Origin of the sequence: Shimia biformata, from assembly GCF_016888515.1 — a bacterium.
Taxonomy (GTDB): domain Bacteria; phylum Pseudomonadota; class Alphaproteobacteria; order Rhodobacterales; family Rhodobacteraceae; genus Shimia_A; species Shimia_A biformata.
The window spans coordinates 1,556,633-1,572,436 of the sequence record NZ_JAFEJK010000001.1 but is presented as its reverse complement, the minus strand read 5'-3'; the positions used below and the strand labels follow the sequence as shown (position 1 = coordinate 1,572,436).

At 63.6% G+C, this 15,804-nt stretch carries 15 protein-coding genes; all 15 read right to left on the bottom strand.

Annotated features, from left to right (window positions below; translation table 11 throughout):
* Positions 1–87: 87 nt before the first annotated feature.
* Positions 88–1,737, bottom strand: coding sequence for a DNA repair protein RecN (gene recN / locus JQ863_RS07565; protein ID WP_204113685.1), 1,650 nt, complete (start codon positions 1,735–1,737; stop codon positions 88–90).
* Between the two features lie 19 nt (positions 1,738–1,756).
* A complete protein-coding gene (locus JQ863_RS07560; RefSeq protein ID WP_204113684.1) occupies positions 1,757–2,617 on the bottom strand; it encodes an outer membrane protein assembly factor BamD in 861 nt (286 codons plus the stop codon).
* A 112-nt stretch (positions 2,618–2,729) separates the two neighbouring features.
* On the bottom strand, positions 2,730–3,650 hold the full coding sequence (gene lpxC / locus JQ863_RS07555) for a UDP-3-O-acyl-N-acetylglucosamine deacetylase (protein WP_204113683.1): 921 nt from the start codon (positions 3,648–3,650) through the stop codon (positions 2,730–2,732).
* Between the two features lie 219 nt (positions 3,651–3,869).
* A complete protein-coding gene (ftsZ, locus tag JQ863_RS07550) occupies positions 3,870–5,477 on the bottom strand; it encodes a cell division protein FtsZ (RefSeq protein ID WP_204113682.1) in 1,608 nt (535 codons plus the stop codon).
* Between the two features lie 65 nt (positions 5,478–5,542).
* A complete protein-coding gene (locus JQ863_RS07545; RefSeq protein WP_204113681.1) occupies positions 5,543–5,812 on the bottom strand; it encodes a hypothetical protein in 270 nt (89 codons plus the stop codon).
* Between the two features lie 9 nt (positions 5,813–5,821).
* On the bottom strand, positions 5,822–6,244 hold the full coding sequence (locus tag JQ863_RS07540; RefSeq protein WP_204113680.1) for a hypothetical protein: 423 nt from the start codon (positions 6,242–6,244) through the stop codon (positions 5,822–5,824).
* 6 nt (positions 6,245–6,250) lie between these two features.
* Positions 6,251–7,585, bottom strand: coding sequence for a cell division protein FtsA (ftsA, locus tag JQ863_RS07535; RefSeq protein WP_204113679.1), 1,335 nt, complete (start codon positions 7,583–7,585; stop codon positions 6,251–6,253).
* Positions 7,582–8,460, bottom strand: a complete 879-nt coding sequence (locus JQ863_RS07530) for a cell division protein FtsQ/DivIB (protein ID WP_204113678.1) — start codon at positions 8,458–8,460, stop codon at positions 7,582–7,584. Before JQ863_RS07530 ends, ftsA begins: the two co-directional genes overlap by 4 nt.
* A complete protein-coding gene (locus JQ863_RS07525; protein ID WP_204113677.1) occupies positions 8,448–9,362 on the bottom strand; it encodes a D-alanine--D-alanine ligase in 915 nt (304 codons plus the stop codon). The genes JQ863_RS07530 and JQ863_RS07525 overlap by 13 nt, the downstream gene beginning before the upstream one ends.
* Positions 9,363–9,475: 113 nt before the next feature.
* Positions 9,476–10,402, bottom strand: coding sequence for a UDP-N-acetylmuramate dehydrogenase (gene murB / locus JQ863_RS07520; protein WP_204113676.1), 927 nt, complete (start codon positions 10,400–10,402; stop codon positions 9,476–9,478).
* A gap of 103 nt (positions 10,403–10,505) precedes the next feature.
* Positions 10,506–10,757, bottom strand: coding sequence for a DUF2484 family protein (locus tag JQ863_RS07515; RefSeq protein WP_204113675.1), 252 nt, complete (start codon positions 10,755–10,757; stop codon positions 10,506–10,508).
* 18 nt (positions 10,758–10,775) lie between these two features.
* Positions 10,776–11,960, bottom strand: a complete 1,185-nt coding sequence (locus JQ863_RS07510) for an APC family permease (RefSeq protein ID WP_204113674.1) — start codon at positions 11,958–11,960, stop codon at positions 10,776–10,778.
* A gap of 59 nt (positions 11,961–12,019) precedes the next feature.
* The gene (gene murC, locus JQ863_RS07505) at positions 12,020–13,414 is read right to left on the bottom strand and encodes a UDP-N-acetylmuramate--L-alanine ligase (protein WP_204113673.1); all 1,395 of its coding nucleotides are present in this window, start codon (positions 13,412–13,414) and stop codon (positions 12,020–12,022) included.
* 3 nt (positions 13,415–13,417) lie between these two features.
* Positions 13,418–14,515 (bottom strand): UDP-N-acetylglucosamine--N-acetylmuramyl-(pentapeptide) pyrophosphoryl-undecaprenol N-acetylglucosamine transferase, encoded by a 1,098-nt coding sequence (locus JQ863_RS07500; RefSeq protein ID WP_204113672.1) that lies wholly within the window; start codon positions 14,513–14,515, stop codon positions 13,418–13,420.
* A complete protein-coding gene (gene ftsW / locus JQ863_RS07495; RefSeq protein WP_204113671.1) occupies positions 14,512–15,678 on the bottom strand; it encodes a putative lipid II flippase FtsW in 1,167 nt (388 codons plus the stop codon). Before ftsW ends, JQ863_RS07500 begins: the two co-directional genes overlap by 4 nt.
* Positions 15,679–15,804 lie beyond the last annotated feature (126 nt).

Here is a 15,804-nt window from a genome sequence, read left to right as displayed (position 1 = left end):
CATCCAGTCGTCAGTCATGCCGGGTATTCCTTAACAGCTTTAAGGAGTTGCGAGGCAAAGGTTAAGTGAAAATACCGGTTTGCCGCACTAACCGTTCAGAAGTGCGGCAGCGGCGGCACGGGCTTCGCCGGTGATCGTGTCGCCCGAGATCATGCGCGCCAGTTCGTCGACGCGGGTCGTGGCATCCAGCGGCGTCACGGTCGAAAGCGTCTGTTCGCCTTTCACCGATTTCTCGACCCGCCAGTGATGCGCGCCAAGGGCTGCGACCTGCGGCGAATGGGTGACGACAAGCACCTGCCCGCCCTCGGCCAGTTGCTTCAGCCGCCGCCCCACCGCGTCTGCCGTCGCGCCGCCGACGCCTCGGTCGATCTCGTCAAAGATCATGGTCAGGCCGCTTTCCTCGGACGACAGGCACATTTTCAGCGCCAGAAGGAACCGGCTGAGTTCGCCGCCCGAAGCAATCCGCGCCAGAGGGCCAGAGGGCGCGCCGGGATTGGTGGCGACACGGAACTCGACAAGGTCGCGGCCCTGCGGCCCGGCCTCGCCTTCGGTGACATCTGTGGTGAAAACCGCGCGTTCCATCTTCAGCGGGGCCAGTTCGCCCATCACGGCCTTGTCCAGTGCCTTGGCCGCGCTTTGGCGTTTGGCAGTCAGCGTTTCCGCCGCCTTGTCGTACTCCGCCTGCGCATCCTTCACGGCCCGTTGCAGATCGTCGATCCGCCCGGCCCCGGCATCCAGCGTTTCAAGCCGCGCCCGGAGGCCGTCGGCAAACCCTGCCAGATCATCGGGGGCAACGCCGTGTTTGCGCGCCAAACCGCGAATGGCAAAAAGCCGTTCCTCGGTCTGTTCCAGCTCCAGCGGGTTGAAGTCGAGCGCCTCGAGCGCGCGCTCCACCCCGTCCGAGGCCTCGGCCAGTTCCGACAGCGCCCGTTCCAGCGCCGCGATCGGCGCGGTCAAGCTGTCCTCAAGGTCCGGCAGCGCGCTTTCCAGCCAGCGCAGCGCGTCGCCCATCGGTGCCTCGACCCCGTCCTGCCCCAGCGCCTGCGCCGCCCGTGCCACCGTGTCGCGCATGCGGTCGGCGGCCTGCATCGTCCGGCGGCGCGTATCAAGTTCCGCCTCTTCGCCGGGCTGTGGGTCAAGCTGGTCCAACTCGCCAACCGCGTGGCGCAGGAATTCCTCTTCGGCGCGGACCTCGTCAAGCGCGGCCTGCGCTTCGGACAGCGCCTTTTGCGCGGCGCCAAGGGTGCGCCAAGCGGTCCGGGTTTTGATCAGTTTGTCCTCGGTTCCGGCAAAGGCATCCAACAGCGCGCGATGGCCCTTCGGGTCCAGAAGGCCGCGGTCGTCGTGCTGGCCGTGCAATTCGACAAGGGTTTCAGAAAGGGCGCGCAGCACCTCGCCTGAACAGCGCCGGTCGTTGACCCAGGCCGTCTTGCGCCCGTCCCGCGCGTTCACCCGTCGCAGGATCAACTCGTCCCCACCGGGCAACCCGGCCTCGTCCAGAACGGCATGGGCTGCGTGACCGTCGGGCAGGTCAAAGACGGCGACCACTTCACCCTGATCGGCGCCCGCGCGCACCAGTTCCGCGCGCCCGCGCCAGCCCAGAACGAAACCGAGAGAATCCAAAAGGATGGACTTCCCCGCCCCGGTCTCGCCGGTCAGTACGTTCAGACCCGGCTGGAATTGCAATTCCAGCCGGTCGATGATCAGCATGTCACGGATATCAAGTGATCTCAGCATGATGCCACGCGATCCGACGTCAGAGCCATTCGCCCTTGACGGTCTGGCGATAGATCGAGGACAGCCAGTTGTTGCCGCGCGACTTCAGCTCTAGCCCGGCACTGGTCAGCAGTTTGTAGCTGTCCTGATACCATTCGGTCGACTGATAGTTGTGGCCAAGGATAGCCCCTGCGGTCTGGGCTTCGTCGTAAAGACCCAGCGACAGGTAGCTTTCGACCAGCCGGTGCAGCGCCTCTGGCGTGTGGGTGGTGGTCTGGAAATCCTCGACCACGACGCGGAACCGGTTGGCGGCGGCGGCGAACTGGTCGCGCTTCAGGTAATAGCGCCCGATCTCCATCTCTTTGCCGGCAAGGTGGTCAAAGGCCAGGTCGAACTTCAGCATGGCTGAGTCGGCATAGTCGCTTTCGGGATAATTCTCGATCACCGCCCGCAGCGATTGCAGCGCCTGGAATGTCAGCCCCTGATCCCGACCGACTTCGTCGATCTGGTCATAATAGCTGAGCGCCAGCAGGTATTGCGCATAGGCGGCGTCATCCTCGGCCGGATAAAAGTCGATGTAACGCTGCGCGGCGGCGCGGCTGTTGGGATAGTCCTCGGCCTTGTGGAACGAATAGGCCTGCATGATCAGCGACCGTTTGGCCCAGTCGGAATAGGGGTAAAGCCGCTCAACCTCGGCAAAGAAATAGGCCGCGTCCCCGGCCCTGCCGCGCTCAAGTTCAAACTCGCCACGCTCGAAAATCTGTTCCGCGGTATAGACTTCGGTCGACAATGTCCCGCGCTGGAACTTGTCGATTGATTTGTCACTTCCGCCGCATCCCGCAAGAAGGCCGGCGGAAAATAGCACCGCAACTGCCAGAATCCGGGATCTGCCCCCTGTCATGCTGCCAAACCTCTTGTTCGTGGCGGCAGGTTTTGCACCCACCCTCGTCCCAAGCTGTTAGCACAGAAAATCGCGGTGCAAAACGCCTTTGGCGTCTTTTCGCACCTGTCGTTCAGGCCGTTACCGGGATTTCGCCCTGATGCACGCCAACACCCGGCAGGCGGGCCGCCATGAGGGGGTCGCAGCGCACGACGCGATAGGCATCAGGCGTGTCGAACAGCGTGCGCAAAAGCTGGTTGGTCAGCGCGTGACCGGCGCGGATGCCGGTATAGCGGCCAATGATGGGTTTGCCCGCCAGATAGAGGTCACCCAGCGCGTCCAGCATCTTGTGGCGCACGGCCTCGTCCTTGTGGCGCAAACCGCCGGGGCTGAGAATCTCGGCCCCATCGACCACAACCGCGTTTTCAAGCGTGCCACCCAGGGCCAGCCCGTTGGCGCGCATCATGTCCACATCGGCCTTCCGGCAGAAGGTGCGGCTGTCACAAAGTTCGCGCACGAAAGAGCCGTTGGCCATGTTCAGGCCCTTGTCCTGCACACCAATCGCGGCGTCGGCAAAATCAATGTGGAAGTCGATACGCAATTCCGACGAGGGCGCAAGCTCGGCTCGGGCTTCGCCACGGGTCACCGAGACGGGCTTCAGGATCTCGATGGCGTAGATGTCACCGAACTGCGGCTGCACACCGGCATCGAGAATCCCACGAACGAAGGGCGCGGCGCTGCCGTCCAGAATCGGAACTTCGGGGCCGTCAATCTCGATCAGCGCGTTGTGAATGCCGCAACCGGCAAGCGCGGCCATGACATGTTCCACGGTCGAGACCGATACTCCGGCGTCGTTGACAAGCCGGGTGCAGAGCGCGGTTTGCTCAACCACACTCCAAAGTGCGGGGATCATCGCTTCCTGACGTTTTGCATCGGTGCGGCAGAACCAGATGCCATGATCTGTCGCCGCCGGACGGATGGTCAGCGTCGCGGGTTTGCCGGAATGAAGGCCGGTGCCCTGGAAGGTAATTGATGTCGTAACGGTGCTTTGCACATTTGGCTCCAGTGTCGCGAAGCCATCCCCAGTTGGCCTCGACCCTGACCTAATAAACCGCCCTGCGCATCACAATTCACATGTTGCAACGGTCTGAAACATGGAAGAAACAAATGGGCGAAACCCCGCCTCAGCGCACCCAATACACTGTTTTTAAAAAAGAAAGAGCCGCCCCAAGGGACGGCTCTTTGGTCTTCAGATAACGGGAATATTTCCCGATCAGTTGGCCTGGCGACGCAGGAAGGCGGGAATCTCGATCCGGTCCTGATCCTCGTCCTGTTCCGCTTCCGGCTGTGCCGCTTGCACGGCCGGTTGATTGCGCACTGCCGACGGAGCCGGGCGGCCCATCTCGGGCTGATCCTTGTGTCCGGTCATGCGGCCGATCAACGAATTGATGCCACCGCCAAACGCGGGCTTCTTGGCGCCGGCCGATGCCACCGGCTCCGGGCGACGCGCGGGCGCGGCGGGAGCCTTGGCAACGGCGGCCTGAAGCCGGGTCATGGTTTCGCTCGATACCGATCCTGCGGGCGGGCGCTGAGGTGCGACATAGGCCTCGGGCTCGTCATCCTCGTAAAGTTCCGGCTGCGGCTGAAACGCCTCGACGCGCGGCTGATAGGCCGGCGGCGGCAGATCGTCTGCGGCCTCTTGCTCGAAGATGTCCTCGACCTGTTCTTCGGCTGCGGCGCGTTGTGCGTCGAAGTCGCCGAACAGCGACGGTTCCTCGGTGGCTTCGGCAACCTCGGCAACAACCGGGGTTTCTTCGATCTCGGCGACCTCTTCGACGGCGACTTCGGCGCTGACGGTCTGGGTCAGCGGCTTGGCCATGGAGCGGCGGGGCAGCGGCATCGGGGCATCAGCCTCGACCGCGTCGATGCCGGTTGCGACGACGCTGACGCGCATTTCGCCTTCCATGCCAGTGTCCAGTGTCGAGCCGACGATGATGTTGGCATCCGGGTCAACTTCCTCGCGGATGCGGTTCGCCGCCTCGTCCAGTTCGAACAGGGTCAGGTCGTGGCCGCCGGTGATGTTGATCAGGACGCCACGCGCCCCTTTCAGGCTGATTTCATCCAAGAGCGGGTTGGCGATCGCCTTCTCTGCGGCCTGGATTGCGCGATCCTCGCCTGCGGCCTCGCCGGTGCCCATCATCGCCTTGCCCATCTCGTCCATCACGGCGCGCACATCGGCAAAGTCGAGGTTGATCAGGCCGGGACGGACCATGAGGTCGGTGACCCCTTTGACGCCCTGATAGAGGACATCGTCCGCCATCGAGAACGCCTCGGTGAAGGTGGTCTTTTCATTCGCCAGACGGAACAGGTTCTGGTTCGGGATGATGATAAGCGTATCGACAACCTTCTGGAGCGCCTCGACGCCCTCTTCGGCCTGCTTCATCCGCTTCGCCCCTTCGAACTGGAAGGGTTTGGTGACGACGCCGACGGTCAGGACACCCAGTTCACGCGCGGCCTGCGCGATGATCGGAGCGGCACCCGTGCCGGTGCCACCGCCCATGCCAGCGGTGATGAAGCACATATGCGCGCCAGCCAGCTGGTCGACAATCTGCTCGATGCTTTCCTCGGCGGCGGCTGCGCCGACGCTGGCGCGCGCCCCGGCGCCCAGACCTTCGGTCACTTTCACCCCAAGCTGGATGCGGTTCTTGGCATCGCTTTGCTGAAGCGCCTGCGCGTCGGTGTTGGCCACCACGAACTCGGCCCCTTCAAGGTTCTTCGCGATCATGTTGTTGACCGCGTTGCCCCCGGCGCCACCCACGCCGAACACGGTAATACGGGGCTTCAGATCCGCCTGATCCGGCATCGTCAGATTCAATGTCATAGAACGTTCCGCCTGTTGTTATCCCCCGCAAATTCCGGGGTCTTTCTGCCTATTCACGGCCATTATTAACCGTCACGTGGGGAATCGTCACCCAAAAAAGCAAAAAACACTACAAAATATGGCGAAAAATGCGGTCTCGTCTGCGGGATCTTGCCGAAACGCGCAGATTTAGCGGAATCAAAGGTGCGGGCAACTAGTCGCGCGAAATCGGCAAAGGCGACGGCGCGCTCTGCGACAAGGAAAACCATCCGATGTTTGGGCCCTGCTCGGCCTGGCTGCGGCGTCTTGAGTGCGCCGATCGCCGCCATTCTGAGCCATGCTGCGGCGCTGCGCAAGGGTCATTTTCAACTCATCGGCGGCCCGTCGCAGTCCAGCGGTTCGTCCGTGATCGACGTGGCAATCTGCACAACGGGCATGTTGAAGCGGGCAAATCGCACCATCAGCTGATCGCCTTTCCGAAAGGGATACCAACAGAAGGTTTTCTCGTTCGCCTGTGTCGGATAATGGAAACACAGCTCGCGGCCATTGATGAAAATCTGGCCGGGTCTGCAGCCGCCGGCCGCCGAACTCCAGACTGTCTCCGTGGAACTGAGGAAGTGTTCCACCCCGGCCAGCTGGCCCGTTTTCTGATAGCGGAATTCGACCGTCTTGCCTGCCACGCGATCCAGAAATTCCTGCGGCGAAATCAGTTCCTGCCCGGCAACATGCAGCGGGGCAAGGCACAGCATGGCGCACAGTGCGCATGTCGTTGCCCAGTCACGCCGCATGCCGGATCACCAGTTGTCCTTGAACCAGCGCACTGCGCGACGGATCGAGCGGACGGGATAGCGTTCCACCGGCAAGTCGAAGTCCCACCACTCATCCTGCGGGTGGGTGGCAAACAGGCACATGCCGACGGCACTGGCGAAGGCCGGGCCGGTTACCGCCTGCGGCAGGCCATGAACCCGCATCGGGCGGCCAAGGCGCACCTGCTGGCCCAGGATGCGGCTGGCCAGACCGTCAAGACCGGGAATCTGGCTGCCGCCGCCGGTCAGAACGATCTGCTGGCTTGGCAGGTATTCGAACCCGGCCGCGTCCAGACGGGCGCGGACCTCTTCTAAGATCTCTTCGACGCGCGGGCGCATGATGCCGATCAGTTCGGCACGGCTGACGGTGCGGCGGTCGTGTTCCCAATCGCCGGTCTCGCCCTCAAGCTCGATCATGTCGCGGTCGTCCATGCCGGTGGCCACGACGCCACCGAAGAATGTCTTGATCCGCTCGGCGGTGGCCGTGGGCACTTGCAGACCCATCGAAATGTCGCCGGTAACGTGATCGCCGCCCATACGCACGCTGTCGGCATAGATCATGTGTTTCTTGAGGAAGATCGAGATGCCCGTCGCCCCGCCCCCGAGGTCGATGCAGGCCGCGCCCAGTTCCTGTTCATCCTCGACCAGCGACGCCAACCCGGATACATAAGGCGACGACGCGATCCCGGCCAGTTCAAGATCGCAGCGCTTGACGCAATGGGCCAGGTTCTGGACCGCGATCTCATCCACCGTCAGCATGTGCATGTCGGTGGTCAGACGCTGCCCCATCTGGCCGCGCGGATCGGACAGGCCCGAGCGGTGGTCCAGCGCAAAATTCACAGGTTGGGCGTGCAGCACCTCGCGCCCCTCACCGTAATCGGGAACGTCGCAGGCGGCCAGAACACGCGCAACGTCCTGTTCCGTGACCACGTGCCCTTCAAGTTCGATGGCCCCGTCCAGCCCATAGGACCGCGGCTCGGCCCCGCCGAAACAGGCGATGACGTGGTCGACACGCACCTTGGCCATTTTCTGCGCCGCCTGGATCGCGGTGCGAATGGCGCGTTCGGTTTCCTGCATGGCGTGGATTTCGCCGAATTTCACCCCGCGGGACCGGGTTGTCGCCGCGCCGATCACGCGGAAACCGGATTGCCCGGCCATCGGGCCGATGCCCTCGACCTCGTTCAGCCGGTCAGTGCCGTCGAACCGCAGGACAAGGCAGGCGATCTTGGACGTGCCCACGTCCAGCACCGCCACCACGCCGCGCTGCATCGCGGCCTTGCGCATGTTGCGCATCGCGCGCTGGGTTTCGTAAAGCTCGGTCATTCTTCCCTCTTTTCAACTGGGGTCTGACGAATGCGCCACCATTCCTCCATGGCGCGCTCGGCTATTCTGATGGTGGGGCGCTCGGCGATGCGCATATCGACGGCAACCAGGTCACGGGCCAGCATGTCCTGGCTGTGGCCCAGCGCGATGACCCGCTCAAGCGCGGTCACGGCGTCTTCTTCCGGCAAGAGAATGCGCTGATCACGGTCCAGAACCACGTCCCAGCGGCGTTTGCCGACACGCACAAGCCCGATCACCCGGTCCGCGATCGGTGCCGCCGCCTCGTAAAGGGCCAGGGCCTCGTCCACGCGTTCTTCAGCGCCATCCCCGGCGATCAACGGCAGGTCTGCCCGCGCCGAACGGGAATTCACAGGGCGCACCACATAGCCGGCCTTGTCTACCGTCGCCAAACCCTGGCGTGACCGCCACAGCATGACCGGGTCGCGCTCGGTCACCGACACCTGCAGGATGCCGCCGGGCTTGATGCGCACCGTGGCGCGGGCCACGGCGGGCAGTTCGGCAACGGTCTGTTGGATCAGCTCCAGATCGAGGTCGAAGGAACTGATTGGAAAATCGATCGGCGTGACTTCGCGGATGTCCTCGGCAATGGTGCGGCTGGCCCCGTCGATGGCCATGACATTGACCATGAACTCTGGCCGCGTCTGGATCGAGTTGCGAAGATCACCCACCGCCATTGCCAGCTGGTCGCGGCGGTCTGCATCCGACAGGTAGATCCCGGCAACCGCCAGCGACAGCAGGAAAGGCAGAAAAACCCGCAGCGTCAGCCGGAACAGCGGCGTCAGCATCAGGCGCTGATAGCGATAAGCCAGACGCGACGGGGCCGGATCGCAGGGCTGCGGCTTTATCGGTTGCATGAGGCATCCTCCACCATCCAGCGGCAGAACTCGGGGAACGAGATCCCCTGCACCTGTGCCTGTTCCGGCGCAAGCGATGTCGGGGTCATGCCGGGCTGGGTATTGGTTTCCAACAGGACCAACCCGTCCAGCCCGCGCGCCTCGTCCCAACGGAAGTCGGTGCGGCTGACACCGCGGCAGCCAAGCGCGTCATGGGCACGCAGGGCGAAATCCATACAGGCGTCGAAAATCTCGGCCGGGATCTCTGCCGGCACCACATGGCGCGACCCGCCGGGCTTGTATTTGGCGTCGTAGTCATACCAGCCGTCGGTCAGGATATCGGTCACCGTCAGCGCCCGGTCACCCATCACCGTCGTCGTCAGTTCGCGTCCCGGCGCAAAGGCCTCGACCATCACGGTGTCGGGCATGGTGTCGGCCAGTTTCGGCGGGCCGTTTGCAACCTCGTGAACCAGATAGACGCCAACGGACGAGCCCTCGTTATAGGGCTTCACCACGTAGGGCGGTTCCATCACGTGGCGTTGGCGGACCTCGTCGCGCGGCGCCAGAAGGCTGTCGACCACGGGCAGGCCATGGGCGCGATAGGTGTCCTTGGTGCGCTCCTTGTCCATCGCAAGGGCCGAGGCCAGCACGCCGGAATGGGTATAGGGAATTTGCAGCCACTCAAGCAGACCCTGCACACAGCCGTCCTCGCCCCAGCGACCATGCAGGGCGTTGAAGACGACATCGGGTTTCAGGCTGTCCAGACGCGACGCCAGATCGCGGCCTGCATCGACCTCGACCACTTCGAATCCTGCGTCCCTCAGTGCGGCCGCGCATTCACGCCCGGATGCCAGCGAGACCTCTCGTTCCGCCGAGGGGCCGCCCATCAATACCGCCACTTTGGGGTTTGCCCTGCTCGACATAACCCACCGTGCCTCATTTTCTGCCGGACCTTTTTGGCCCTTGTTTCGGCTTGTTCAGCCTTGTTTTTATGACGAAATTGCGCCGCGTTCTTTGCCTGTCGACGCAACCCGCCTCATGCCGCCGGTTCGCCGACGCGCATGATTTCCCATTCTAGCTGTATTCCGCTGTTCTTGAACACCCTTTTTCGCACTTCCTCGCCGAGATTTTCAAGGTCGGCGGCGGTGGCGGTGCCGGTGTTGATCATGAAGTTCGAGTGTTTCTCGCTCATCTGTGCGCCGCCCACGGTGGCCCCGCGCATGCCTGCGTCGTCAATCAGCTTCCACGCCTTCAGGTCATGCACATCGTCCGCCCGCCCCGTGGACGAGAACCCGGCGGGGTTGCGGAAGGTGCTTCCGGCGGTGCGGTCCTTGGTCGGTTGGGTGGCGTCACGCTTGGCCAGCTGGTCCTCCATACGCGCGGCCAGCGCAGCAGGTTCCCCTTCCGGGCCTTGCAGTGTTGCCGAGGTCAGAACCCAGCCCTCGGGCAGATCGGTCTGGCGGTAGCGGAAGTTCATGTCATCCGCCGTCAGAGTGACGATCTTGCCCGTCCGCGTCACGGCGCGGGCTGTGACGAACACGTCCGCCACGTAAGAGCCATAGCAGCCCGCATTCATGCGCACCGCACCGCCGATGGCGCCGGGAATGGTGCGCAGAAAGGTCAGGTCGACGCCCGCCTCGCCCGCCCTGCGCGCGACATGGGCATCCAGTGCGGCAACCCCGGCGGTGACCGTGGTTCCGTCAACCTCGATCCCGTTGAACCCCCGCCCCATACGGATCACCACGGCGCGCAGTCCGCCGTCGCGCACGATCAGGTTCGATCCGACCCCCATCGGGAAGACCGGGATATCCGGGTCCAGCGCGGCAAGGAAATCGGCAAGGTCCTGTTCGTCGGCAGGTTGAAACAGCCAGTCCGCCGGACCGCCGACACGCAGCCATGTCAGCCCCGAGAGGTCCTTGTTCGGGGTCAGCTTGCCGCGTGTGGGAATATCGTCGGGACGCATCTTTGGTCTTTCGCTTTGGCCTGTGCCCCGCGCACATACACGAAGCCGGACGCAAATGTCAGCCCCCGGAGTGCTGTCCCCGGAACCGACTGCGCATGGCGGGCTAGCCCTGCCCCACCTGCCGCCGCAGCCAGCGCACGAGGTAGATCACCGGCCAGCGCAGAACCGACATACCCATCGCCAGCACGATCAGCCCGATCCAGATGCCGTTCTGATAGGTCACGAAACCAAGGATCGGAATGCCGACGGCGATCATGGCATAGGCGAATTTCCAGTGGTGGTCGCGCGACGGGAACATGGCGCGCAGGTTGGCCACGATGAGCCAGATCAGGGCAAGAACAAGGGAAATCGACATTGGCTGACCTCTTGGCTGTCAAAGGTTGGTGGCAATGTATAGCGCCAGCGCCGCCGCCGACAGCCCCAGCCCGATCCACGGAACCAGCACGGGCACCCGGAACCCGGTGGTGTCCGAGCGCCTTTTGTGCGCGATCAGCGCCATGTTCACCAGCAGGAACACGGCCAGAAGGATAAATGACGTCACCTCGGCCAGGGTTGCCAGCGGCAGGAACAGCGAGGACAGGATCGCCAGCCCACCGACAAGCGCCGTCGCCAGAAGCGGCGTGCCGGTACGGGCGTTCGCGACGTGGAACACCGACAGGGCGGGCGTGGTTTTGCCAAGACCGTAAAGCATCCGCGACGCCATCACGATCTGCGCCAGCACGCCGTTCAGCGCGGCAAAGACGGCAATGGACGAAAAGAACCGCCCCTCGCCCCCCATACCCGCGGTCCAGACGGCGGTCAGCGGGCTTTCGTTGCCGATCAACTGCGACACCGGAAGGGCACGCAAAGCGGCATAGGCCACGATGCAATAGATGATGGTGGTGATGACCAGCGATAATAGGATCGCGCGGGGCATGTTGCGGTTCGGGTCGCGCACCTCTTCCGCCATGTTCACCAGATCCTCGAAGCCGAGGAAGGCAAAGAACGCCAAGAGCGCCCCTGCGCCAACAGCGACCCAGGGGATTTGCGGCGGCGACAGGATCTCGGGCACGGGCGGGGCACTGAACCCGGCCCATATCACCAGCCCCAGCCCGCCCAGTTCGATCACCGTGCAGATGGCGGCAAAGACAAGGCTTTCAAGCGAGCCGAACATTGCCAGCGCGACAAGAAATCCGCCGACAACCACTAGCGCCAGCATCTCGGGCATGTCGACGACCTGCAAAAGATAGCCGACCCCGCCGCGCAAAACGGCAGCGGACGAGATGATGCCCGCGACCACGATCGCAAGACCGACGAAATTCGCCGCCGCCACGCTGTTGAAACCGCGCCCGACATAGACCGCTTCGCCGCCCGCTTCGGGCATCCGGGTGGACAATTCGCAATAGGACAGTGCGGTGGGTGCCGCCACGAGGCCCGACAGAAGGAAGGCCAGCGGCGACCAGACCCCGGCCTCGGCTGCAACCGCGCCGACAAGAACATAGATCCCGGCGCCCACCATGACACCGACGCCATAAGCCGTCAGAAGCCCCAGCCCGATCCGCCGCTTCAGATGATCCATGCGTCCCCTAAGACCCTTCCCAAAGCCTTGTCCCCGCCGGCCTTTCGCTCAGCGGTCGATTATCTGAGCCGATCCCCAAGGTTGTTGGCCCATGCGCTGATCGTGCCCGCGCCAAGGCATACAACGATATCGCCGGGTTTGGCCTCGGCCCGCACCAGCGCTTCCAGATCCTCTTCGCGGTCAATGGCAACCGCGTGGCGGTGGCCGTGACGGACCAGCCCGGCGACAAGGTCATCGCGGCTGGCGCCGGGGATCGGATCTTCTCCGGCGGCGAACACGTCCGAGATGCCGACAACGTCGGCCTCGTTGAAACAGGCACAGAAATCTTCGAACAGCGTCGACAGGCGCGAATAGCGGTGCGGCTGATGCACCGCGATGACGCGGCCCTCGCAGGCCTGCCGCGCGGCTTTCAGCACGGCGGCGATTTCGACCGGGTGGTGGCCGTAGTCGTCAATGATCGGGATGCCCTGCCATTCGCCGACCTTGGTGAACCGGCGGTTGACGCCGCCAAAGGCGGCCAGCGCCTCGCGGATTTCGTCCTTCTTCATGCCGAGATGCCGGGCGATGGCCACCGCCGCCAGCGCGTTTGACACGTTATGGTCGCCGGGCATCGGCAATGTGCAGCCCTCGATCACCGTGTCCTCGGCCGCAAGCCGGATGTCGAAATGCGCCACGCCTGCCTTGTAGCTGAGGTTGATCGCACGCACATCGGCCTGCGCGTTGAAGCCAAAGGTCACGACGCGGCGGTCGGTGATCTTGCCGACAAGGGTTTGCACGTCCGGGTCATCGGTGCAGCAGACCGCCAGCCCGTAGAAGGGAATGTTCGACACGAAATCGAAGAACCCTTTGTGCAGCGCCTCTTCCGTGCCCCAATGCTCCATATGCTCGGGGTCGATATTGGTCACGATGGCGATGGTTGCGGGCAGGCGGTTGAAAGTGCCGTCGCTTTCATCGGCCTCGACCACCATCCATTCACCGTCGCCTACACGGGCGTTTGATCCATAGGCATGAATGATGCCGCCGTTCACCACGGTCGGATCGAACTTCCCGTGATCCAGAAGCGCGGCAACCATCGTGGTGGTCGTGGTCTTGCCGTGGGTTCCGGCCACCGCGATGTTCGACTTCAGCCGCATCAGCTCGGCCAGCATCTCGGCGCGGCGTACCACGGGCAGACCCTGCTTGCGCGCCTCGTCCAGTTCCGGGTTGCCCGGCTTGATCGCGGACGAGATCACGATGACCTCGGCGCCCTCAAGGTTTTCCGCCTTCTGGCCGATAAACAGCTTTGCCCCCAGCCGCTCCAGCCGGTCGGTGATCTTGGATTTCTTCAAGTCCGAGCCCTGCACCGTGTAGCCATGGTTCAAAAGCACTTCGGCGATGCCTGACATGCCGATGCCGCCAATGCCGACGAAATGGATCGGGCCGACATCGCCCGGAAGTTTGGTGGCTGCGTTCATGGCTTAGTGGTCCTTGCTGGCCAGCCGCTCGACTAAAGCGACCAGCGCGTCTGTTGCATCCGGGTGCCCGACCGACAGCGCGGCCTGTGCCATGGCTTCGGCGGCATGCGGCTGGCTCAGGATGGTTGTCATCTGCTCGGCCAGCGCATCGACGCTGAACCGGCTTTCAGGGATCAGGATCGCGGCGCCCGCGTCGACCAGCCCGCGGGCATTGGCGGTCTGGTGGTCTGCGGTGGCGGCGGCAAAGGGGATCAGGATCGAGGGCCGGCCGATCACGCTGATGTCCGCCACCGACGACGCGCCCGAGCGCGAGATCACAAGCTGCGCCTCGCTCATCCGGGCCGGGACGTCGTGGAAGAAGGGTTGCACGTCGGCACTGATGCCATGTTCCGCGTAAAAGTCCGTCACCCGCGCGCCGTCCTCGTCGCGGGCCTGATGGCTGACGCGAATGTTCCTTAGGATTTCCGGCGGCAGCGCGGCAATGGCGGCAGGCACCACGTCGGAAAGGATGCGCGCGCCCTGACTGCCCCCCATGACAAGGATCGACATCGGGTAATCGCCCGGCGGGATATAGGCCGCGCCTGCCCGCTCGCGCACGGCGGCGCGGACCGGGTTGCCGACAGGTTCACCGGTGACGCCCGTTGGCAGGTCGGTTGGCCACGTGCCGCAGGCGACCACGTCGACGCGCGGGGCGAATTTCTGGTTCACCCGGCCAAGGACGCCGTTCTGCTCGTGGATCATGCGCGGCAGCTTCATCAGCCAGGCCGCCCCCATCGCGGGAATGGTCGGATATCCGCCGAACCCAACCACCACCATCGGCGGGTCTTTGCGCATCTTGTTCATCGCCGAGACCACGCCGCCCAGAATTCGGAACGGAACCCCCGCCTTGGCGAGGATTCCACCACGGGCAAATGTCGCGGACGAGACCTGTTCGATTTCGACCGAATGGGGGAAGCCACCGGTATAACGTGCCCCGCGTGCGTCAGTGGACAGTTTCACACGCCAGCCCTTGCGCAGCATGGCTTCGGCCAGTGCCTGAGCGGGGAACATGTGTCCCCCGGTGCCACCCGCCGCCATCACCAGCAAAGGCTGTTTTGTCATCTTGTGCGTCCCCTGAGAATATCCTCGATCTGCCCCTGCGGGCGGCTGCGGGTAAACGCCAAAAGCATGCCGACTGCAATACCCCCCGCAATCAGGGATGACCCGCCATAGGAGACAAACGGCAAGGTCATGCCTTTCGACGGCAGAAGCCGCACCGCCACGCCCATATTGACGAAGGCCTGCACGCCGAAAATGGCCGCCAGACCGGTGCCGGCCAGACGGGTAAAGGGATCACGCTCGCGCATCAGTCGGAAGAATGACCGCAGCACGATCAGGGCATAAAGGAAGATGATCGCCCAGACGAGGATCACGCCGTATTCCTCGGCGGCGACGGCGATGATGAAATCGGTATGGGCATCGGGCAGCGACCATTTTACCTGCCCTTCGCCCACGCCGACGCCAAACAGACCACCTTCGCGGATGGCGTTGGTGGCATAGCCGATCTGTGTCGTGGGATCGACGGTGCGGTCGAGGAAGCCGTCGATGCGGCGGGCGAAGTGTTCCGAGTTGGAATAGGCAAACTGCGCCGCCGGAAACAGCGCAAGGATGATACCGCCGATCAAAACCATCGGTGCGCCCGATACGAAATACATCACGCCCCAGCCAAACAGGATCAGGCAGGCCTGACCAAAGTCGGGTTGCAGCGCTAGGATCAGAACCACGGTGATCATCAGCATGAAGGACCACAGCCGCCCCGGTGGGCCGTTGATCTCTTCATTCGCGGCCATCAGCCAGGCGCAGACCACGACGAAGACCGGTTTCAGGAATTCCGACGGCTGAACCGAGGCAAAGCCCAGCGAATACCAGCGCATCGCGCCCTTGCCGAAATCGGTGCCGAAGAACGGCAGGCCCAACAACGCGATGAAAACCGCAACGAAACCAAGGACCGAAAGGCGCCGCACCAGTTGCGGTGACATCATCGAGGTGATCAGCATCGCCACCAGCGCCATCGTTCCGAATACCGCCTGTTTCTGGACATAGTGGAACGGCTGGAACCCGTTTTTCTCGGCCAGCGGCGGCGACGCTGCCAGCCCCAGCAAGATCCCGATCCCGAAAAGCATCAGGATCGCGGACATGGTCCACTTGTCCAGTGTGCGCCACCATTTCGGAAGAACCGGTTCGCCCCCGCGCACGGGAAGCGAGCCATATACCATCTCTGTCATTGCGTTACCGCCGATCTGCCTCAAATCGCCCGGTTTTCCGGGTCTGGATCGGAGACTAGCACGAGGATCACCTTATGGAAAGAAAAGAGGCGCCGTTCGGCGGATTTGCGGCGATGTGATAGGCTG